Here is a 20,704-nt window from a genome sequence, read left to right on the forward strand (position 1 = left end):
GTCTGGGTCCAACTGCGTTCGTGGGACGGTCATCGGGGGCCGTCCGGCTGGATGTCGGTGTGGGTCATCGGTTCCTGTCGAGCAGGAGCACGTCCACCGTGGACCCGGCGGGCACCCGGGTCGCGTTCTCGCCGATCGTCATCAGGCCGGTGGCCTCGGCGAGACCGGAGAGCGTGTATGAGGTGGCACCGAGCGGTGCGACGGTGTAGCCGCCGCCGCGGCGCTCGGCGACGCGGACGGGGCGGAACTCCCTGAGTCCGCTCGGTGAGGATACGGGCTCGGTCAGGTTGGCGCGCACGCTGGGCCGGAAAACCGGCTCGGCGCCCGCGAGCCGCTGGATGAGCGGGCGGGCGACGACCTCGAACGCGATGGTCGCGGCGACGGGGTCGCCGGGGAGGCACACGACGGGGACCTCCTCGGGGCCGATCGTTCCGAAGCCCATGGTCTCGCACAGGTACACGGCGATCGGCGAGAAGTCGACGGCGCCGTCGCGCGAGAACGTGCGCCGGACCATGTCGCCGGGGCCGGTGCCGGTGCCGCCGGTGGTGATGACGAGGTCGGCGCGGAGGATCTGGTCGTCGAGGACCGAGCGCAGCGCGTCGGGCTCGTCGTCGCAGATGCCGACGCGGTACGCGTGGGCGCCCGCCTCGGAGGCCGCGGCGGTCACCAGGTGCGAGTTGACGTCGATGAGCTGGCCGGGCTGGGAGGGGCGGCCGGTGTCCACGAGCTCGTCGCCGGTGGCGATGACGACGACGCGCGGCGTGGGCCTCACGACGACGTCGGCGATCCCGGCGCCCGCGAGGAGCCCCACGAGCTGCGGGGTGACGCGGCGGCCCTCGTGGGCGAGGATCTCGCCCGCGGCCCGCTCGGAGCCCATGCGGCGCACGCCGTGCCCGCGGCGGGGCGCCTGGCGGACGTCCACCGTCGCCATGCCCTCGTCGGTCCACGCGAGCGGGACCACGATGTCGGCGCCCACGGGGAGCGCGGCCCCCGCGGCGACCGAGAAGCACGTGCCCGCGACCAGGCGCACCGGGCGCCACGAGGACGCGGCGAGGTCGCCGAGGACCTTCAGGCCCACGCCCCGTTCGGGGCTCGCGCCCGCGATGTCGTCGGCCGCGCACGCGTAGCCGTCGATCGCGGCGTAGTCGAAGGCGGGGAGCGGCCCGGGGTTGACCGCGTTCTCGGCGAGGACCGACCCGGTCGACTGGGTCATGTCGATGTCGACCGGGGGCAGGGGTCGGACGAGCGCCAGCGCCTTCGACAGGAAGTCGGCCAATGGCGTCGCGTCGCCGGTCCCCATCTCTCCTCATCCCCCCGTCGGTCAGAAACTCGAATGCGCCGCCTGGCGGCGGTGCGGTCAGTCCAGTGTCGCACTGAATTCGCGCAGCCAGGCGTTGAAGCCGGGCAAGTCGTCGCGTCGGCTGGCGAGCTCGACGAGGGTCTGGAGGTACTCGACGGGCTGCCCGGTGTCGTACCGGCGGCCCCGGAGGATCACGGCGTGGACGGGGGTTCCGTTGGCGCGCATGGCGTCCATGGCGTCGGTGAGTTGGATTTCGCCGCCGCTGCCGGGCTCGGTGCGGTCGAGTTCGGCGAAGATCGCGCCGGGCAGGACGTAGCGTCCGATGAGGATGAGATTGGACGGCGCGTCCTCGCGGGCGGGCTTCTCGACCATTCCGGTGACTTCGACGATGTCGGGCGTGTCGGTGGAGCGGACCGAGGCGACGCCGTACCGGGAGACCTCGGACTCGGGGACTTCCAGGAGGGCGAGGACGATGCCGCCGGTCTCGCTCTGGAGGTCGATCATGCGCGGGAGGAGCTTGTCGTCCACGTCGTAGAACTCGTCGCCGAGGAGGACCGCGAAGGGCTCGTCGCCGACGTGGGCGGCGGCGCGGCCGACGGCGTGGCCGAGGCCCTTGGCGCGGCCCTGGCGGATGGCGTGGACGTCGGCGATCTGCTCGGGGGCCTTGACGGCGGCGATGACGTCGTCCTTGCCTTTGGCGGCGAGGGCCTCTTCGAGGTCGGGGCGGACGTCGAAGTAGTCGGTGATCGCGTCCTTGCCGCGGGCGGTCACCAGCGCGACGTCGGCGAGCCCGGCGGCGGCGGCCTCCTCCACGATGTACTGGAGGACCGGCGTGTCGACGATCGGGAGGAGTTCCTTGGGGACGGCCTTGGTGACCGGCAGGAAGCGGGTGGCGTTGCCCGCCACGGGAATGACTGCTTTCGTGGCGCGGGGCGCGGTATCTGGCATATGGCGAGGGTATCGTGGGCACGCTCCGTCAGGTCTCGGCCACCCTGGAGAACAGACGGTGAACGGTCTTCACACGGAGGCCACCCTCCCGCACCCGTCACCCCGCCCGACCACTCGCTTCGCTCGTTTCCCCGAACCAGACTGATGCTTCGCATCAGGCTGCCACTCTCCATGTGTCGCGTCCTGCGGCTTTCGCGGCGTAGAGGGCCTCGTCGGCGGCCGCGAGGATCTCTCCGGCGGTGTCGGCGTGCTCGCCGAGGACGGCGACGCCGATGGAGACGGTGACGTGCAGTTCGCGCCCGCCGGAGGCGTCGTTGACCTTGAAGGGGCGGGCGGCGACGGAGCGGCCCAGGCGCTCGGCGACCGCGGTCGCGCCGGTCGCGTCGGTCTCGGGGAGCAGGACCATGAACTCCTCGCCGCCGTGGCGGAACGCGAGGTCCACTTCGCGGATCTGGCCGGTGATGCGGCGGGCGAGCTCGGTGAGGACCTGGTCGCCGACGGGGTGCCCGTACGTGTCGTTCACGGACTTGAACCGGTCGAGGTCGATCGCCAGGAGCGCGGAGGGCCGCTGGTAGCGGCGGGAGCGCTCGGCCTCGCGGCGCAGCGAGGTCTGCATGAACCGGTAGTTCCACAGGCCCGTGAGCGGGTCGGTGAGGCTCAGGCGCTGGGCCTGGCGGTGCAGGAGCACGTTCTCGACGGCGACGGACGCCTGCCCGGCGAAGGTGCGGAGCGTGTCGACGTCGCCGGGCTCGAAGTCGTCCCCGGCGATCCGGTTGTAGAGGACGAGGACGCCGAGGACCCCGGACTCGGTGCGCGGGGCGCCCGGGTCGTCGGACTCGGCGGGGGCGCGGCCCTCGAAGGGCACGGCCACGATCGTGCGGGCGTCGGGCTCGGTGTCGGCGCGGCGGCGGCCCTCGAAGAAGCCGTCGGCGATGCGCCCGTGCGCGGGTGCGCCGGACGCGGCGATGGACCCGATGATGCCCTCGCCGAGGCGGATCGTGGCGGGCTGGTCGATGCCGAGGTCCCCTTCGCCGGCCCGCTGGCGCAGCTGGTCGGCGTCGTCGACGTCCACGAGCATGACGACCCCGGCCTCGGCGCCCGCGGTGACCATGGCGGTGTCGAGGATGACCTCCAGGATGCGGTCGAGGTCGAGGGTCGCGGTGAGGGTCTGGCCGAGGCGGCCGAGCTGGCCGCGCATCTGGTCGCGGGAGGCGGTCAGGGCGTTCACGTACGACTGGGTCTGCGCGGTCATGCGGTTGAACGCGAGCGCGAGGTGGGCGACCTCGTCGCGGCCGTGGACGGGGACGCGGACGTTCAGGTCGCCCTCGGAGACGCGCTCGGCGGCGTCGGCGAGCTCGTGGAGGGGGCGGGTCGTGGAGCGGGCGAGCCACGCGGCCAGGCCGACCGCGCACAGGCCGGAGGCGGCGACCATCGCGGCGAGGGTCCAGTACATGGGGGTGACGCTGGTGGCGACCGTGCCGATGCTCAGCGGCAGGAACGAGTCGGTGGCGTCCCAGCGGCCCGCGTCCACGTCGCCGACGCGCATCGGCTCGGCGCGGCCGTCGAGGAGGACCAGGTCGGCGTCGGCGACCCGCGCGATGCGGCCGAGGAACTCCTGGTCGACCACCCGGAAGGCGCTGAACACGGCCGTGGTGCCGTCGGCGTTCTTGACCTCGGCCTGCGCGCCGAGGGCGACGATGGGGCCCGCCCCGGCGTAGGCGGCGGCCTCGCCGCAGTCGACCCAGGCGCCCTCGGGGGCGGGCGAGCCGATGTCGGGGCCGGTGGTGGAGTCGGCGTCCTGGAGGCCGGTGAAGACCACGCCGTCCACGACCTTGCGGTCGACCACGAGCTGGGCCATTTCGAGCGCGTCGTCGTTGCCGCCGCTACTGTGGCTCAGGGCCACGACCGCGGCCGACGCCTGGATGCGCTCGCAGATCGTGCCGAGGGTGGAGTCGACGGACGTCACCGCCGAGCTCGCCAACGCCTCCCCGCGGGAGTCCGCCAGGTGGGACATGACGGCAGCGACGAAGACGGCCCCCACCAGGACCGGGCCGAGCACCACCACGAGGAACGCCGTGGTGAGCCGTGAGCGCAGCGACACCGAAGCCCCCTCAAGTTCACTCCCTTAGAAGACTACCTAGAGCTACTGACCGGACACGACAAGGCGTCCCGTTTTCCATCACTCTGGCTGAAAGGACGAGTGTGATCGCCTGTTCAGGGGAATCCTTCCAGGTGACATATGCCGACGGAGGGAATTCGCATGCATGAGAGCAAGCAGTTGGCGCGCCGCGCGCTCCTCGGAGCGCGCAAGGCCATGCCCGGGGAGGCCCGCGCGGCCGCCGACGTGGCGACGTGGAAGGCGTTGCGGGACTTCCTCATCGAGGCGGTGGACGAGGGCGCCCCGGTGGCGGCGTACCGGCCGTTCGGCGCGGAGCCGGGCTGCACGCTCGAACCCGAACTGCCCGAACGGCTCGCGGTGGTCTACCGGGTGATGCTGCCGGTGCTGCTGCCGGACCGGGACCTCGCCTGGGAGACGCTGGGCACCGAGGAGACGCCGCGGGAGGCGGCGCGCATCGAGGACGCCGCGGCCGTGATCGTCCCGGGCCTGGCCGTCTCACTCGACGGGACGCGGCTGGGGCGCGGCGGCGGCTCGTACGACCGGGCGCTGGCCCGCGTCGGGCCGGACGTGCCGGTGGTGGCGCTGCTGCGCGAGGGCGAGTTCGGGGTCCAGGTCCCGGCCGAGCCGCACGACCGGCCGGTCACGGGCGTGGTGACGCCGGTGAAGGGATTCGTGTCACTGCGGTAGTGGCTGACGCCTCACGCCTGCGCAGGATGGATTTCGCCGGTGTGGGCGTTGACTGCTAATGTCGGTCGGGTCCCGTGTCAAGTCCTGGAGGTTGGACGTGCCTGTCTACGAATACCGCTGCAAGGAGTGCGGTTACGAGTTCGACAAACACCAGTCGTTCTCCGAAGCACGATTGACGGACTGCCCGAACTGCGAGGCCAAGGGCGCGCTCCGCAAGGTCTTCGGGAACGTCGGCGTCACCTTCAAGGGCAGCGGCTTCTACCGGACCGACTCGCGCTCCACCGACTCCTCGTCGCTGGGCTCGAACGGGTCGAAGAACGGCGCGAAGAAGAGCGAGACCAAGTCCGAGAAGAAGGCCGACGCGAAGCCCGCGGCGAAGTCGGACTCCGCCAAGGCCGCGTAGGCCCCACGAGTTTTTCCACCGGTGCCCGGTCGCGATGCGGCCGGGCGCCGGTGTGTTCAGTCCTGGGTCGGGGCGTCCGCGCCCGCTTCCTCCTGCTTCGACTCGGCCTCGGCGCTGGGGTCGGCGACGCCGCGCTCGCCCGGGGGTTCGGTGCGGGGGTGGCGGTAGGCGTCGGGGCGTTCGCTCATGGCGGCCCACCAGATCTGCTCGGCGAGGGTGCCGCGCGGGGAGCTGCCGTCGCCTTCCTTGGTCTCGTCCCCGGCCCAGACCGCGAGGGACAGGCCGTAGGAGGTGCCGACGTGCCAGGTCGGGGAGGCGTTGGAGCCGACCTCGTAGCCGGTGGTCTCGCCGAAGACCTCCCAGGCGTAGTCCAGGAGCGGCCCGTTGACCGCGCCCAGGGCGGTCTGGCCGAGGCCGCTCGCGGAGGTCTGCGGCTCGGCCTCGTACTCGGTGCCCTCCGGGCCCTCGACGCGCTCCACGAAGTACGGCTCGGCGACGGTGCCGCCGGAGGCGAACGTCGCGTAGGCCGAGGCCATGTCGAGGACGGTGACCGGGTAGGCGCCGATGCCGAGGTCGGGCTGGAAGCCGCCCGCGTCCGGGCTGGTCTCGGCGGCCACGCCGTGCTCGTCGCGGTCGTGCGGGTCCCAGAAGCGGCGGATGCCGAGGGCCTCGGCGGCCGCGGCGACCGTGTCGGCGCCGACCTGCTCCGCGAGCCCGTACACGGGCGTGTCGAGTTTGTGAAGGACCGCTTCGACGATGCTGAGCTCCGGGTCGGACTGGCCGCCGGTGTTCACCAGTTCCTTCGGCTCGCCGTCCTCGTCGGTGTAGGTGGCGAATCGCTGCGGGGAGGTGCCGTCGAGGGTCGCGGTGTACGGGTCGAACCCGGCGTCGATCGCGGCCGCGGCGGTGACGGTGTTGAACGCGGTCCCCGGGAGGTGGCCCACGTCGTGGGCGAGGTCGAGGCCCGCGCCGTTCTCGCCGCCGTAGTACGCCAGGACCGCGCCGGTGCCGGGTTCGACGGCGGCGGCCGCGGCGGCGAGGGACTCGTCGTCGGCGACCTCGCGGATGCCGGTGCGGCCCAGGAGGATCGACTGGAGGTCGGCGTCGACGGTGGTGGTGACGGCGAAGCCGCCGCGCAGGACCTCGTCGGTGGAGATCCCCGCGTCGGCGAGCTCGCGGAGCACGAACCCGTCGGTGACGAAGCCTTCGGGGCCCAGGCCCTCGGGGTCGTCGGTGGGGTCGAGGGTCTCGGGGAGCCCGGTGAGGGCGTCGCGCTTGACCCGGTCGAGCGTCCCGGCCGCGACCATCTGGTCGAGGACGTAGTTCCACCGGTCGGTCGCCTCCTCGACGCTGCCGCCCTGGCCGTAGGGGTCGCGCGGGTCGTAGGGGCCGTCGGGGGACTTGATCTGCGCGACCAGGAGCGCGGCCTGCGAGGTCGAGAGGTCGGCGGCGGACTGGCCGAAGAACGCCTGCGCGCCCGCCTCCACCCCGTACGCGCCGCGTCCGAAGTAGACGATGTTGAGGTAGTGGTTGAGGATCTCGTCCTTCGAGTACTCCTCCTCCATCTTCATGGCCATGGCCGCCTCGCGGGCCTTGCGGAGGTAGGAGCCGTCGCCGCGGATGTCGGCGACCATGCCGACGTACTGCTGCGTGAGCGTGGAGGCGCCCTGCCGGTCGCCGCCGGTGGCGTTGTTGACGAGGGCGCGCATGACGCCCTTGAAGTCGACGCCGGGGTGGTCGTAGAACCCGGCGTCCTCGGCGGCGACGAGCGCCCACTGGACGTCGTCGGCGATCGCGTCGAGGCCCACGGACGTGCGTCGCTCGGCGGCCAGCTCGCCCATGACGGTGGCCCCGTCGGAGTAGTAGACGGTGGTGCCCTGGCTCAGGGCCGCGTCGAGGTCCTCGGGGAGGTCCACGCTCGCGTAGAACACCGATCCGACGACCACGGCGGCCCCGGTGAGGACCGCCAGGACCAGCCCGAGGGCGATGAGGCGGCGGCGCCCCCGGCGCCTGGGCTTCGTTGCGCGGATGCGGCGCAGCACGTGTCGACCTGCCATACCGGGTAGACATGCGCCGCGACCGGATCGGTTGCCTGGCAGTGCGAAACAGTACGAAGCGTGAGGAACCGGCCTCAGATGAGGAGCGCGACGGCGGTGGTGAGGACGAGCTGCGCCAGCGCGACCGGCACCAGGCCCTTCCAGCAGAGGGCCTGGATCTGGTCGACGCGCAGGCGTGGCCAGGCGACGCGGAGCCAGATGACGACGGCCGCGAGCGCGCCGGTCTTCAGCAGCGTCCAGAGCCACCCGAGCGAGTCGGGCCCGGGGCCCTTCCAGCCGCCGAGGAACAGCACGGTCGTGAGCGCGGAGATCACGACGATGCCGACGTACTCGGCGAGGAGCAGCAGCGCGAAGCGGAGCCCGGCGTACTCGGTGAGGTAGCCGAAGACGAGTTCGGAGTCCGCGACGGGCGCGTCGAACGGGGGGCGGCGGATCTCGGCGAGCCCGGCCGTGAAGAACACGAGCGCCGCGGGGGCCTGCCACAGGAGCCACCAGGGGTTCCAGGCGTCGACGATCGCGGGGAGGCTGAGGGTGCCCGCGGCGACGGCGACCGAGGCGGCGGCGAGGACCAGCGGGAGCTCGTAGGCCATGAGCTGCGCGGCGCCGCGGAGCGCGCCGATGAGCGTGTACTTGTTCGCGGAGGACCACCCGGCCATGAGCACCGCGAGGACGCCGACCCCGACGAGCGCGACGACCACGAAGAGCCCCATGTCGAGCGAGGAGCCGACGAGGTCGCCGGGGCCGAGCGGGATGAACAGGAGGACCAGCAGGTACGGCAGGAGGGCGACGGCGGGCGCGAGCTTGAAGACGGGCTTGTCGGCGGCGTCGGGGACGAGGTCCTCCTTCTGCGCGAACTTGACGCCGTCGGCGATGAGCTGGGCCCAGCCGTGGAAGCGCCCGGCGTGCATGGGGCCGAGGCGGCCCTGCATGTGCGCCATGAGCTTGTGCTCGGTCTGGCCGACCACGAGCGGGAGGACGAGGAACGCGGCGAGGACCGCGACGACTTTCACCGCGATCTCAAGCGCCATCGCGCATCCAGTCCTCGGGGACGCCCGGCGGGCGCTTGGGGGCCCGCTTGCGGACCGTCCCGTGGCCCTCGCCGGGCTCCTTCGCGCCGGGCCAGGGCTTGACGACGCGGGCGGCGAGCACGAAGTCCTTGCGCAGCGGGTGGCCCTCGAACTCGGGGGCGAGGAGCAGCGGGGCGGGGTTGGGGTGGCCGGGGAAGTCGAGGCCGAACATCTCGCGGGTCTCGCGCTCGTGCCAGTCGGCGCCGGGGTAGAGGTCGGTGACGGTGGGCGCGGCCGGTCCGGCGAGCACGGAGCGCAGGAGGACGCCGCGCTTCTCGGCGATCGACCAGAGGTGGGCGACGAGCCGGAGTCCTTCGGGGCCCTCGTCCACGGCCGAGAGCCAGTCGAAGAAGTCGCAGCCGAGGTCGTCGCGGCAGCGGCGGACCGACTCGTGCCAGTCCTCGGGGGCGACGTCGGCGACGGCGCGGGCGCCGTCGGCCGCGGTCTCCTCGACGCCGAGGGCCTCGCGGACCCGCTCGTCCCAGGTCATTCGGGCCTCCGCAGCAGCGGCCGCAGGCTGGGTTTGCGCAGGGGGGCGGCGCCGATCTGCTTCTGGAGCTCGCCGATGCCGTGCAGGAGCGCTTCGGGTCGGGGCGGGCAGCCGGGGATGTAGACGTCCACGGGGATGATCTGGTCGACGCCCTTGGTGACGCAGTAGGAGTCCCAGTAGGGGCCGCCGGAGTTGGAGCACGCGCCGAAGGAGATGACGTACTTCGGTTCGGGCATCTGGTCGTAGAGGCGCTTGATGGCCGGGGCCATCTTGTCGGTGACGGTGCCGGAGACGACCATGAGGTCCGCCTGGCGCGGCGAGTGCGCGAAGGGGATGACGCCCAGGCGCATGAAGTCGTGGCGGCTCATCGACGCGGCGATGAACTCGATGGCGCAGCACGCGAGGCCGAAGTTGAAGACCCACAGGGAATAGCGGCGGCCCCAGTTGAGGACGAACCGGATCGGCTCGCCGACGATCCCGGCACTCTCGCCGGGCCTGGACGGGAACGGGAGCTTCACCGCCACCGCAGGACCCCCTTGCGCCAGGCGTACGCGAGGCCGAGGGCCAGGACGCCGACGAACACGCCCATCTCCACGGCCGCCGCGGCCCCGAAGGCGCGGAAGACCGCGGCCCACGGGAACAGGAACACGGCCTCGACCGCGAAGAGCACGAACAGGAACGCGTAGACGTAGTAGCGGATCTGGACCTGGGCCCAGTCCTTCCCCACCGGGTCGACGCCGCACTCGTACGTCGAGCCCTTGGCCTTCGAAGGGGCGCTGGGGCGCAGGACCGCGTTGGCCGCCATGGCGGCGGCCACGAACGCGAAGCCGGCCAGCAGCAGGACGCCGAAGACGGCGTACTCGCCCAGGCGGGAGGTGTCCATATCGACACCCTAATGCCGCGAAGGGGTCCGGCGATACCCGTGCGCGCCGGATTCGCCGCCGAAGCGCGGACGGCGAGCGGTTGACGCGGATCTCCCCTGCGCACGCCGCAACCGAGCGGCACTCACACACGTGTTGAAGCTGTACACCCGCGAACGCAAGCTGACACTTCGGAAGGGGGTCACGGCCCGTGACCGCTGCCAGCGCACCGACGATCCGCCCGGTCGACGCCGCGGTCCTGGACGCCGAGTTCGCCGAGGTCGTCGGCGAGTGGGCGCCGGACGGCCGCCGGGGACCCCGCGGAACCGTCGCTGACAGTATTGTCGACATGGCGACCCCCCCTCGTGTCTCCGACTGCGCGAAAGCGACAATGGTTGCCGCCGGGCACGAGCATCAGGGCCCGTTGAATGCCCTAGTTTCCCCTACCTGCGCAGGAGCGGATGTGCGAACGGAGGCGGAGTTCACCGACCTCTACGAGAGCCACTTCTCGGAGCTCGCCGCGCAGGTGTGCGCCTATCTCGGGGACGCCACCGAGGCCCAGGACCTCGTCCAGGAGGCGTTCCTGCGGGCGTGGCAGCGCTGGGACAAGGTCGGCGGGTACGAGGAGCCGGTCGCGTGGGTGCGCCGCGTCGCGTGGAACCTCGCCACCAGCCGCCACCGCCGCAACCAGGTGGCGCGCAAGTTCCTCCAGAAGTCGCAGGCCCCCGAGCCCGCCCCGGCCGCGAGCCCCGACCACGTCGCGCTCGTCGCCGCGCTCAAGCAGGTCCCGCACAAGCGCCGCCAGGCCCTCGTCATGCACTACATGGCGGACATGACGATCAGCGCGATCGCCGAGGAGACCGGGGCCCGCGAGGGCACCGTCAAGTCCTGGCTGCACCGCGGGCGCAAGGAGCTGGCCGCGCTCCTCGCCGACCGGTCCGACGACACCGCGGCCATCCGGACCACGGCCCTCAAGGCAGAGGCCGCGGCCGACCCCGACACCATGCCGATCCGCATCCGCCGCGGCGCCCGGGTCCCCCGCCCCGCCGCCCGCCGATCTTCCGTGAAGGAGGACCGCTCATGAGTTCCGATTTCGATCGCGACCACGAGACGGTCGCGGCGGCGTTCCGGAGCCTGAAGGCGGAGTCCGCCGCGCAGTTCCCGCCCCCGCCGGTCGACGAGCTCATCATGCGCGGCCCGGCCGCCCTGCGGCGCCGGCGCCTCGTGTCGCTCGCCGCGGTCGTGGGCGCGTGCACCGCGGTCACCGCGGGCGGCTTCGCCGTCGCGCAGACCCTCGGGCCGCTCAAGGGCGAACCGGACCCGACCGGGTCCGTGGACGGGCCCGTCTCGAACACCGAGTCCGGCGACGGACCCTCCGCCTCCCCCGGCGGCCCCGCGAGCGGCGGGATCGACGACGGCGAGGCGACCACGTTCGCGCCGTCCCCGCCCGCCGACGACATCGAGGCCCTGCTCGTCCAGGGGCCGTTCACCGGCGACTGGGCCGAGGAGTGCGCGCCGGGCCTCCAGGACGCGGACTTCGAGTCCTGGGAGATCACCGGGGACACCGGCTGGAGCATCGCGTTCGCCGCCGAAGGCGACGTGGACCTGGACGGCGAGAAGGACACGCTCCTGGCGCTCACGTGCGGCGAGCTGACCGGCGTCGCGGCGTTCGCCGCCGCCGAGGACGAGGGCGCGCCCGTGCTGGCGTCCTTCGGCTGGGTGTGGCAGCCCGGCGAAGAGCTCCGCGTCCCCGAGACCGTGACCGCGGCGGAGACCGGGGTCGTGACCGTGACGGGCGTGGACGAACTGGACGAGCCGTGGACGGCGTCGTTCGCGTGGGACCCCGAGGAGCTGGTGTTCGCGCCCGTGGACGAGGGCGCCAGCGCCGAGCCGACGGACTCCGCGACCACCACGTCCTCGGCGCCCTCCGAGACGCCGACGACCGACGCCGCGACGTCCGGGACGACAGGCGCGGGCGGGTCCTGACGGGCCCCCGCGCGAGCCTCCCTCACCACCGCCGCGCGCCGCGCGCGCCCAGCATCCGGGACGGGCTCCCGGGGACGGGACACCGCCCCGGACAGCCGAAACGAGAGGTCCAGGTCACTGAAACCGGCCGTCGTTCCCATACAGTGAGAGGTATCGCACCGAGTGGTGTCGCCTACATCGCGCCCGCCGCGCGGGGTTGGCACCGCCGCCGCGCGCCCGCGTAGCATCGCAAGTAAGACATGGCGGGGACCCGCCGTTGAAGCAGCGGCGGAGCCCGTCTCCGCCGGGACCGAAGCCGCAGTCCCTGCGCGCCCCAGCAAGAGGAGAACTAGGTGAACACCGTCCGGCAGCTCGACCGGGTCGTCATCCGCTTCGCAGGGGACTCCGGCGACGGGATGCAGCTCACCGGTGACCGCTTCACCGCGGAGACCGCCAAGCTCGGCAACGACCTGTCGACCCTCCCGAACTACCCCGCCGAGATCCGGGCGCCCGCCGGGACCCTCCCGGGCGTGTCGAGCTTCCAGATCCACTTCGCGGACACCGACATCCTCACCCCGGGCGACCAGCCCGAGGTGCTCATCGCGATGAACCCGGCCGCGCTCAAGGCGAACCTGCGCGACCTCAAGCCCGGCGGCACCATCGTCGTGAACACCGACGAGTTCACCAAGCGGAACCTCACCAAGGTCGGGTACGACGACAACCCGCTCGAAGACGGCTCGCTCGACGACTACCAGGTGTACCCGGTGGCCCTCGCGACCCTCACGATCGGCGCGCTCGCCGAGCACGAGGTGTCGAAGAAGGACGCCGAGCGGTCCAAGAACATGTTCGCGCTGGGCCTGGTGTCGTGGATGTACTCGCGGCCCACCGAGGCCACCGAGGAGTTCCTCCGCGGCAAGTTCAAGGCCAAGCCCGTGATCGCCGAGGCGAACATCGCCGCGCTCCGGGCCGGGTGGAACTACGGCGAGACCGCCGAGGCGTTCGCCGTCAGGTTCGAGATCCCGCCGGCGAAGCTCGCCGCCGGGACCTACCGGAACATCACCGGGAACACCGCCCTCGCGTGGGGCATCACCGCCTCGGGCGTCGCCTCGGGCCTGCCGGTGTTCCTGGGCGCGTACCCGATCACCCCCGCCAGCGACATCCTCCACGAGCTGTCCAAGCACAAGCGGTTCGGCGTGACCACGGTCCAGGCCGAGGACGAGATCGCGGCCGTGGGCGCGGCCCTGGGCGCCTCGTGGGGCGGGGCGCTCGGCGTCACCACCTCCTCGGGCCCCGGCATCGCGCTCAAGTCCGAGACGATCTCGCTCGCCGTGTCGCTGGAGCTGCCGCTCGTCGTCGTGGACGTGCAGCGCGCCGGACCCTCCACGGGCATGCCGACCAAGACCGAGCAGGCCGACCTCGTGATGGCCATGTTCGGCCGCCACGGCGAGGCCCCGATCGCGGTCCTCGCGCCGCAGTCGCCCTCCGACTGCTTCGACATCATGCTGGAGGCGGCGCGCATCGCGCTGACCTACCGGACGCCCGTCATGGTCCTGTCGGACGGGTACATCGCCAACGGCGCCGAGCCGTGGAAGCTCCCCGAGCTCGCCGACCTCCCGGACCTGTCCGTGGAGTTCGCGACCGAGCCGAACGCCGTGGACGCCAAGGGCGAGGAGATCTTCCTGCCGTTCCAGCGCGACCCGGTGACGCTCGCGCGGCCGTGGGCCGTCCCCGGCACGCCCGGCCTCCAGCACCGCATCGGCGGCATCGAGAAGGCCGACGGCACCGGCGACATCTCCTACGACCCGATCAACCACGACCACATGGTCCGCACCCGCGCCGCGAAGATCGCCGGCGTCGAGGTCCCGGACCTGGAGGTGGACGACCCGACCGGCGACGCGAACGTCCTCGTGCTCGGCTGGGGCTCCACGTGGGGCCCGATCGGCGCGGCAGTGCGGGCCCTGCGCGAGAAGGGCGCCTCGATCGCCCGCGCGCACCTGCGCTACCTCAACCCGATGCCGCGCAACACGGCCCACGTGCTTGAGCAGTACGACAAGGTCGTCGTCCCCGAGATGAACCTGGGCCAGCTCGCGCTGCTGCTGCGCGGCAACTTCCCCGGCACCGACGTGGTCGGCTACAACAAGGTGCGCGGCCTGCCGTTCACCTCCAACGAACTGACTGACGCCCTGGAGGAGGTCATCAAGAATGGCTGACGCGGTGAAGCTGGACGCCCCCAAGCTGAAGGCCAAGGACTTCAAGTCGACCCAGGAGGTGCGCTGGTGCCCCGGGTGCGGCGACTACGCCATCCTGGCCGCGGTCCAGTCGTTCCTGCCCGAGCTGGGATTGGAGCGCGAGAACATCGCGTTCGTCTCCGGCATCGGCTGCTCCTCGCGGTTCCCGTACTACCTGAACACGTACGGCATCCACTCGATCCACGGCCGCGCCCCGGCCATCGCCACCGGCCTGGCGGTCTCCCGCCCGGACCTGTCTGTGTGGGTCGTCACCGGCGACGGCGACGCCCTGTCGATCGGCGGCAACCACCTCATCCACGCGCTGCGCCGCAACGTGAACCTGAAGATCCTCCTGTTCAACAACCGGATCTACGGGCTCACCAAGGGCCAGTACTCCCCCACCTCCGAGCCGGGCAAGCTCACCAAGTCCAGCCCCATGGGCTCGGTCGACGCCCCGTTCAACCCGCTGTCGCTCGCGCTCGGCTCCGAGGCCACGTTCGTGGCCCGGACCCTGGACTCCGACCGCGCGCACCTGCACGAGGTGCTCCGCGCCGCCGCCGAGCACGAGGGCTCGGCGTTCGTGGAGATCTACCAGAACTGCCCGATCTTCAACGACAACGCCTTCGAGATCCTGAAGAACCCCGACACCCGCGACGAGGCGATCATCCGCCTCCGGGACGGCGAGCCGATCCGCTTCGGCGACAAGGTCGTCGTGCAGTCCGGGTACGGGCTCCAGGTGAAGGACGCGTCCGAGGTGGACGAGTCCGAGGTCGTGGTCCACAAGGCCGACGTGGAGGACCCCGCGTACGCGTTCGCGCTCTCGCGCCTCTCCGGCATCGCCCTCGACCACACCCCGATCGGCGTGTTCCGCTCCGTCAAGCGGCCCACGTACGACAAGGGCGTGCGCACCCAGGTCGACGAGGCCGCGGCCGGCGTCGACCGCAAGGAGGCCCTCGACCGGCTCCTGCACGGCGGGGACACCTGGACCGTGCTGTAAAGCGCTGCAAGGCGAGTGAGCGGGCGGGCCCGGTGGGGCCCGGCCGCTTGCTCATGCGCCCGTTCAGGCTTCGAGGACCTCTTGGGCCTTCTCCAGGGCCGCGCGGACCTCGTCCTGCCAGACGTAGGTCGCGACCTCGATCGACAGGTACAGGTCGTTGCGGGAGACGGCCCACTCCTCCTCGGCGGCCTCCCGGTAGCCGGTCTCGTCGCCGCACGCGGCCAGGTCGACCGCGAAGGCGATCTCGTACTCCTTCTTGCCCTCGTAACCAGTGGGCGCGTCGCCGGGGAGGTCGGGGTGGTCGTGGACGTCCACGGAGCCCTCGTAGAGCTCGGTGAAGTAGTCGCTCAGGGGGAGGTAGCCCTCCTCGTCGAACTCCCAGTCGAGGCGGCCCTTGCCTTCGAGGCAGTTGAGCAGCTCGTCCTTGACCGGGGCCAGCGCCTCTTCGTAGGCGAGGTTGGCCGCATCGGTCGCCGCGAAGTCGTCGATCGGGTTGACCGGGCGCCAGGACCAGTTCGCGGAGCGGTACTCCTGGCCCTCGGGGTCCTCCACAAGCTGGGGGTCGCCGTAGAGGGCGTCGATCATCTCCCGCTGGCATCCGCCCGGTTCGGGCTGCACGTAGTCGAAGTCGCCGCCGAGGTCGATCTCCTCGTCGCCCCCGGTGTTCGTCGGCTCGGGAGCGTCCTCGCCGAGGAGGTACCCGACCTCGTCGATCGCGGTGGCCTCGCCGTAGAAGGCGACGTACCAGGCGTACTGGTCCTCAGGGGCGAGCGCCTCGAACGCCGAGTTGTCGGGCAGGTCGACGTCGCCGCCGAGGCCGCCCATGTCGTCCTCGCCGAGGGCGAGTCCCGCGTAGTCGGAGTAGGCCTCCAGCTCGGGGTCCGAGGCGCCCTCGGTGGACCAGGCCCACATCCCGAGGCCGTACATGGCGGCCTCCTCGGAGGTCGGCAGCCAGTTCCCCCAGTCGCCCTCGTTGTAGAGCGCGTCCTCCTCCACGGGCTCGGCGGTGTCGAACCAGAACTGGTCGTGGACGTCGAAGCCCTCGCGGTCGAGGCAGGCGAGGACGATCCGCTGCTCGGTGTTCTCCAGTTCGGCCAGGAGACGGTTGCTCTCGTTGACCATGGTGAGGAGGCGGTCCTCCTCGAAGACCTCGCCGGCGGCGGGGCCTTCGGCCTCGGAGCCGCCTCCAGGGTCCTCGGTGCAGGCAGCGGCGGCCAGGGCGAGGGCGGCGCAGAGGGCTCCTGCGGTCCGGAGCTTCGGTTGCATAGGTGTCCGCGTTCCTCTCAAGGGAAGTCGTAGGCAGTCGACTCTTGAGGTACGCGCGGTACGGGGCCTGTGGTTGCCTCAGACGAGCGGTTGCAGTTCGGCGGCGGCCTCGCGCAGGCGCGCGGACATGCGCTGCCAGGATTCGCGGATGTCGCCGAGCGGCATGGCGACCGCGAAGACGACGCGCTCGGAGGGGTTGCCGTCGCGGCGGACCACGACCCCGGCGCAGGCGACGCCGGCTTTGAACTGGCCGAGTTCGGCGTAGACGCCGGACTCGTCGCCGACGGCGAGGTCGTGCTCGAACGCGTCGGGTTCGACGAGGGTGCGGCCGGTGAAGCGGCGCATGCCCGCGGCGCGCAGGAAGCGGGCGCGGTCGTCGGGGCGCAGGGTCGCGAGGAGGGCCTTGCCGAGGGCGGTGGCGTGGGCGCCGTCGTCGAAGCCGACGATGAGGTCCTCCACGTGCGGGCTGCGGTTGCCCTCGATGACCTCGGTGACCGCGGGGCGGTCCTCCACGAAGCGGGCCACGAACGTGGAGTATCCGGTCTCGGCGGAGACCTTGCGCATGTAGTCGCCGCAGGTCTTGGGGCCCGAGATGGCGCGCGTGAGCTCGGAGTAGCGGTCGGAGACCTCCAGGCCGAGCGAGTAGCGGCCCTCGCCGTCGCGGCGCAGGTAGCCCTCGTAGACGAGGGTCCGCAGGAGGTTGTAGGCGGTGGCGCGGTTGAGGCCGCACTCGAAGGCGATGCGGGGGGCCGAGACGCCGTCGGCGTGGCGGCCCACGAGCTCCATGATGCGCAGTGCGCGTTGGACGCTCTGGATCAATTTGGTCGGTTCCTGGCGCGGGGTCGCGCTGGGGTCCGCACCCCGGGCGTCCTGCGAAGAAACCCCTGGTCGCTGCCGGTCCACCATACCGTCGCTCCAATTGCACACCGTGATCCGATGGCCGTGGCGCCGCGGGGCGCCCACCGGATCGGCCGTGATCTAACTATATAAACAACAGCCGGTTGCGTCTCCGTCGCATACAGGGCAGTATCGATGTGTCAGCACCGTTCGCGAATCGGCTCCGGCCGACCGCGGACAAACCGCGGCGGCGGCGTCGAGTCCCCACCAAACTTCCTCGCCGAAGCCGCGGACATACGAATAACCGAAACGCGGCGGCTCCCTCCCACCAGGGCCGCCGCGTTTCGCATGTCCTTGCGGCGCATGGCGATTCGCGGGAGGTCCCGGCCGGCGCCACTCGGTGACACCGGGTTCAACCGTCGCACACGCTGAGTGTGCGAGTCAAGACAAGTCACCCGAATCCGTGAACGCACGCCGCGTTTCCCTCGATGTGAACACATTCTGGGCGCGTTCCTCGCGTTGGAGTACGGTTGCCGCCGTGCCCCCAGCCCTGCAAGCGCCATCCAGACCCAGGACCTCCGTGACGATCACGGCCGCCATGAGCGTCCAGGTCGCGGCCGTGCTGCCGCTGTTCCTGTTCGGCGGGCTGGCGGTGCAGATCTCGGACGAGCTGGGGATGGGCGTCAGCGCGATCGGGCTCATCTCGGGGCTGTACTTCGCGGTCTCGGCGCTCACCACCGTCCCCTCCGGACGGCTCGTGGACCGCTTCGGTGCGCTCGTGACCGCCCGTGTGGCCGTGGGGCTCTCGGCGACGGCCCTGCTGGGGGTCGCGGGCTTCGCGCACCACCCGGCGGCGCTGACGGCGTTCCTGGTGCTGTGCGCGCCCGCGAACGGGCTCGGGCAGCTCGCGTCCAACACGGTCCTCACCGAGTGGGCGCCGGAGGGCCGCAGGGGGCTCCTGTTCGGCGCCAAGCAGGCGTCGGTGCCGCTGTGCATCATGCTCGGCGGGCTCAGCGTCCCGGTCGTGGCGCTGACGCTGGGGTGGCGGTGGGCGTTCGTGTTCGGCGCGGCGCTGGTGCTCGCGGCGCTGATCCCCCTGGCGGGGCTCGGGCGGCCCGCGACGCGCCCGAAGGTGCCCGGCGCGAAGGCGTTCGACTCGCAGCTCCTGGTGTTCGCGGTGGCGACGTTCCTCGGCGCGACCGCGGCCACGCCGATCGGCTCGTTCCTGACGACGTACACCGTGGACATCGGCGGGTCCGAGAGCTATGCGGGCCTGGTCCTCATGATCGGCGGCATCGCCGGGGTCGTCGGGCGCACCGCGTTCGGCGCGGTCGGCGACCGCGGGACGGGCCGGGAGTTCCTGGTCATCACGGCCATGCTGCTCACCGGGGCGGCCGGGGTGGCGACGTTCCTGTTCGAGCTGCCGTGGCTGCTGCCGCTGGGGACCGTGGCGGCCTACGCGTTCGGGTGGGCCTGGCCGGGGCTCATGAACCACGCGGTGACCAGCCGGTACCCCGACGCGCCCGCGGTGGCGACCTCGGTGACGCAGACGGGGATCTTCCTCGGCGGCGCCGTCGGGCCCATCTCGTTCGGGCTCGTCGCCGACCACTTCGGCTGGGGCGCCGGGTGGATCGCGGTCGCGGCGTCGATGGCGCTGTCGGCGCTGTTCATCGTCGCGGGCAGCACGCTCTTCGCGGGGTCCCGGCATTGACGTTCCTGACTGCGGTCCGGGCGACTCCCGATCCCGCCCCGTCTCGTCCGGCACCGCAACACGATAAGGTGAGGCTGTGGTGACCACCCGACAGACCGCGCTGACCTTTACCGACGAGACGTTCGCCGAGGCGATCGGCGCTTCGCTCGACCTCGTCGAGGAGCGACTGCTCAAAGCCGTCGACACCGAGCAGCCGCTGCTGCGCCAGTCCGGGTCGCACCTCATCCGCGCCGGCGGGAAGCGCTTCCGCCCCATGCTCACCCTCGCGTGCGCGCACCTGGGCGACCCCGACCGCCCGAACATCCTGGAGGCGGCCGTCGCCCTGGAGCTGACCCACCTGGCGACGCTCTACCACGACGACGTCATGGACGAGGCCCCCGTGCGCCGCGGCGCCCCCAGCGCCAACGCCCGCTGGGACAACTCCGTCGCGATCCTCACCGGCGACTACCTGTTCAGCCAGGCCGCCCAGATCATGGCCGACCTCGGCACGGAGGCCGTGCGCCTCCAGGCCGCGACCTTCGCGCGCCTCGTGCGCGGCCAGATCAACGAGACCATGCCGCGGCCCGAGGGCATCGACGCCGTCGAGTGGCACCTGGGCATCCTCTCGGAGAAGACCGGGTCGCTCATCTCCACGTGCGCGAAGTTCGGCGCCTGGTTCGGCGGCGCCGACGAGGCCGTCACCGCGGTCGCGGAGGAGTACGGCGAGGTCATCGGGGTCGCGTTCCAGATCGCCGACGACATCATCGACATCGCCTCGGCCTCCGACGCCTCCGGCAAGACCCCCGGCACCGACCTCCTCGAAGGCGTCCCGACCCTCCCGGTCCTCTACGCCCTCGCCGACGACGACCCCGCCGGGGCGCGCCTGCGCGAACTCGTCTCGGGCCCCGTCGCCGAGGAGGACTTGGAGGAGACCCTCACGCTCCTGCGCGCCTCACACGCCCTTGAGCAGGCAAAAGACACCCTCCACCAGTACCAGGCCAGGGCCCGCGCCCTCGCCGCGGCCCTCCCCGAGGGCCCGGCCCGCAACGCCCTGGTCGACATCTGCGACTACATGATCGAGCGCGACGCCTGACCGGACCGGGTGTGTTCTGCCGCGCACCCGTTGCCCGGTTGTTGTCCTGGTTCGCTATGGTTCAAGGCGCCGCCCTCGTGAGGGCGTCCTCCCAGGTTCCGACACCTCCGGCGTGCACTGTCCCCGCCGAGAAGGGGGCGCTGTGCGACCCTCAGCCAGGCCGAAGGCCGTTCTCGCCGCCCAGGGCGTGCTCTGGCTCCAGTTCCTCGCGATCATGCTCCTGTACGCGACGGGGCTGCGGTTCCTGTTCGACGCGACCAGGTCGTCGTCCAGCCACGACTCGATGCTCGACGTGATCGGCTCGATCGGGGCCGAGAACCTCGTGACGATCACCCTCAGCGTCGCCATCACGGTCTCGATGCCGTTCATCGCCTCCTGGATCGGCCGCCGCCGCGCCAAGGCCGTCACGATCGCGTGGTGGGCCCTGGTGATCGTCCCGGCCGCCATGTACCTGTGGGTCCTCGGCCGCGCCTACTTCGCGACCTTCCCCGACTCGGCCCCGTTCTTCCTGAGCGCCGCCGCCATGCTCGTCGTCTGCGGCTCCTTCCCCGCCGTCGTCGTCTCCCTCCTCCACACCCGCGCCGCCAAGGCCTGGTTCGCCGCAGGAGAGCTCTTCGACGACCTCGACCGCGAACTCTCCGACACCGCGGAGTTCGAGGCCGCGAGGTAGTACGGAACGCGACAGAGGCCGCAGGGT

General features: G+C 71.9%; 19 protein-coding genes. 9 read left to right on the top strand and 10 right to left on the bottom strand.

What is annotated here, in order from left to right; translation table 11 throughout:
- Positions 1-64: 64 nt before the first annotated feature.
- The 3 genes from ACFFXY_RS00770 to ACFFXY_RS00780 all read right to left on the bottom strand — a co-directional run bounded on the left by ACFFXY_RS00770 (position 65) and on the right by ACFFXY_RS00780 (position 4,349).
- Entirely contained in the window at positions 65-1,300 is a 1,236-nt protein-coding gene (locus ACFFXY_RS00770; RefSeq protein WP_382344918.1) for a molybdopterin molybdotransferase MoeA, read from the bottom strand.
- 57 nt (positions 1,301-1,357) lie between these two features.
- Positions 1,358-2,248, bottom strand: coding sequence for a UTP--glucose-1-phosphate uridylyltransferase (locus ACFFXY_RS00775; protein WP_382344921.1), 891 nt, complete (start codon positions 2,246-2,248; stop codon positions 1,358-1,360).
- A 154-nt stretch (positions 2,249-2,402) separates the two neighbouring features.
- Positions 2,403-4,349, bottom strand: a complete 1,947-nt coding sequence (locus tag ACFFXY_RS00780; protein WP_382344923.1) for a diguanylate cyclase — start codon at positions 4,347-4,349, stop codon at positions 2,403-2,405.
- Positions 4,350-4,508: 159 nt separating this feature from the next.
- Between ACFFXY_RS00780 and ACFFXY_RS00785 the strand changes: the two genes are divergently transcribed.
- Complete coding sequence (locus ACFFXY_RS00785; RefSeq protein ID WP_382344925.1) at positions 4,509-5,054, top strand: 5-formyltetrahydrofolate cyclo-ligase; 546 nt, start codon at positions 4,509-4,511, stop codon at positions 5,052-5,054.
- 97 nt (positions 5,055-5,151) lie between these two features.
- Positions 5,152-5,457, top strand: a complete 306-nt coding sequence (locus ACFFXY_RS00790; RefSeq protein ID WP_382344927.1) for an FmdB family zinc ribbon protein — start codon at positions 5,152-5,154, stop codon at positions 5,455-5,457.
- Positions 5,458-5,513: 56 nt separating this feature from the next.
- Here the strand turns inward: ACFFXY_RS00790 and ACFFXY_RS00795 are convergent, their stop codons facing one another.
- From ACFFXY_RS00795 to ACFFXY_RS00815, 5 genes are all read right to left on the bottom strand, one after another.
- Positions 5,514-7,514: a transglycosylase domain-containing protein gene (locus ACFFXY_RS00795; protein WP_382344929.1), complete on the bottom strand. Its 2,001-nt coding sequence runs from the start codon at positions 7,512-7,514 to the stop codon at positions 5,514-5,516.
- A gap of 74 nt (positions 7,515-7,588) precedes the next feature.
- Positions 7,589-8,542, bottom strand: coding sequence for a complex I subunit 1/NuoH family protein (locus ACFFXY_RS00800; RefSeq protein ID WP_382344931.1), 954 nt, complete (start codon positions 8,540-8,542; stop codon positions 7,589-7,591).
- Positions 8,532-9,071, bottom strand: a complete 540-nt coding sequence (locus ACFFXY_RS00805) for an NADH-quinone oxidoreductase subunit C (RefSeq protein ID WP_382344933.1) — start codon at positions 9,069-9,071, stop codon at positions 8,532-8,534. The genes ACFFXY_RS00800 and ACFFXY_RS00805 overlap by 11 nt, the downstream gene beginning before the upstream one ends.
- Entirely contained in the window at positions 9,068-9,547 is a 480-nt protein-coding gene (locus tag ACFFXY_RS00810; protein WP_106363446.1) for an NADH-quinone oxidoreductase subunit B, read from the bottom strand. The genes ACFFXY_RS00805 and ACFFXY_RS00810 overlap by 4 nt, the downstream gene beginning before the upstream one ends.
- A 38-nt stretch (positions 9,548-9,585) precedes the next feature.
- Positions 9,586-9,954, bottom strand: a complete 369-nt coding sequence (locus ACFFXY_RS00815; protein WP_359952516.1) for an NADH-quinone oxidoreductase subunit A — start codon at positions 9,952-9,954, stop codon at positions 9,586-9,588.
- A 440-nt stretch (positions 9,955-10,394) separates the two neighbouring features.
- Between ACFFXY_RS00815 and ACFFXY_RS00820 the strand changes: the two genes are divergently transcribed.
- The 4 genes from ACFFXY_RS00820 to ACFFXY_RS00835 all read left to right on the top strand — a co-directional run bounded on the left by ACFFXY_RS00820 (position 10,395) and on the right by ACFFXY_RS00835 (position 15,121).
- On the top strand, positions 10,395-11,015 hold the full coding sequence (locus ACFFXY_RS00820; RefSeq protein ID WP_382344935.1) for an RNA polymerase sigma factor: 621 nt from the start codon (positions 10,395-10,397) through the stop codon (positions 11,013-11,015).
- Positions 11,012-11,917, top strand: coding sequence for a hypothetical protein (locus ACFFXY_RS00825; RefSeq protein WP_382344937.1), 906 nt, complete (start codon positions 11,012-11,014; stop codon positions 11,915-11,917). Before ACFFXY_RS00820 ends, ACFFXY_RS00825 begins: the two co-directional genes overlap by 4 nt.
- 332 nt (positions 11,918-12,249) lie before the next feature.
- A complete protein-coding gene (locus ACFFXY_RS00830; RefSeq protein WP_382344939.1) occupies positions 12,250-14,106 on the top strand; it encodes a 2-oxoacid:acceptor oxidoreductase subunit alpha in 1,857 nt (618 codons plus the stop codon).
- A complete protein-coding gene (locus tag ACFFXY_RS00835) occupies positions 14,099-15,121 on the top strand; it encodes a 2-oxoacid:ferredoxin oxidoreductase subunit beta (protein ID WP_382344941.1) in 1,023 nt (340 codons plus the stop codon). The genes ACFFXY_RS00830 and ACFFXY_RS00835 overlap by 8 nt, the downstream gene beginning before the upstream one ends.
- A 63-nt stretch (positions 15,122-15,184) precedes the next feature.
- Here ACFFXY_RS00835 and ACFFXY_RS00840 read toward each other — a convergent pair whose 3' ends face one another.
- On the bottom strand, positions 15,185-16,387 hold the full coding sequence (locus ACFFXY_RS00840; protein ID WP_382344943.1) for a hypothetical protein: 1,203 nt from the start codon (positions 16,385-16,387) through the stop codon (positions 15,185-15,187).
- Between the two features lie 78 nt (positions 16,388-16,465).
- Complete coding sequence (locus tag ACFFXY_RS00845) at positions 16,466-17,206, bottom strand: IclR family transcriptional regulator (protein ID WP_382344945.1); 741 nt, start codon at positions 17,204-17,206, stop codon at positions 16,466-16,468.
- Between the two features lie 598 nt (positions 17,207-17,804).
- On the opposite strand from ACFFXY_RS00845, the gene ACFFXY_RS00850 reads away from it, so the two are divergent.
- From ACFFXY_RS00850 to ACFFXY_RS00860, 3 genes are all read left to right on the top strand, one after another.
- Entirely contained in the window at positions 17,805-18,935 is a 1,131-nt protein-coding gene (locus ACFFXY_RS00850) for an MFS transporter (RefSeq protein WP_382344947.1), read from the top strand.
- A gap of 79 nt (positions 18,936-19,014) precedes the next feature.
- A complete protein-coding gene (locus ACFFXY_RS00855; RefSeq protein ID WP_382344949.1) occupies positions 19,015-20,007 on the top strand; it encodes a polyprenyl synthetase family protein in 993 nt (330 codons plus the stop codon).
- Between the two features lie 142 nt (positions 20,008-20,149).
- Positions 20,150-20,677, top strand: a complete 528-nt coding sequence (locus tag ACFFXY_RS00860; RefSeq protein ID WP_382344951.1) for a hypothetical protein — start codon at positions 20,150-20,152, stop codon at positions 20,675-20,677.
- Positions 20,678-20,704: the final 27 nt, after the last annotated feature.

This window comes from Glycomyces mayteni (genome assembly GCF_042428885.1).
Classification (GTDB): domain Bacteria; phylum Actinomycetota; class Actinomycetes; order Mycobacteriales; family Micromonosporaceae; genus Glycomyces; species Glycomyces mayteni.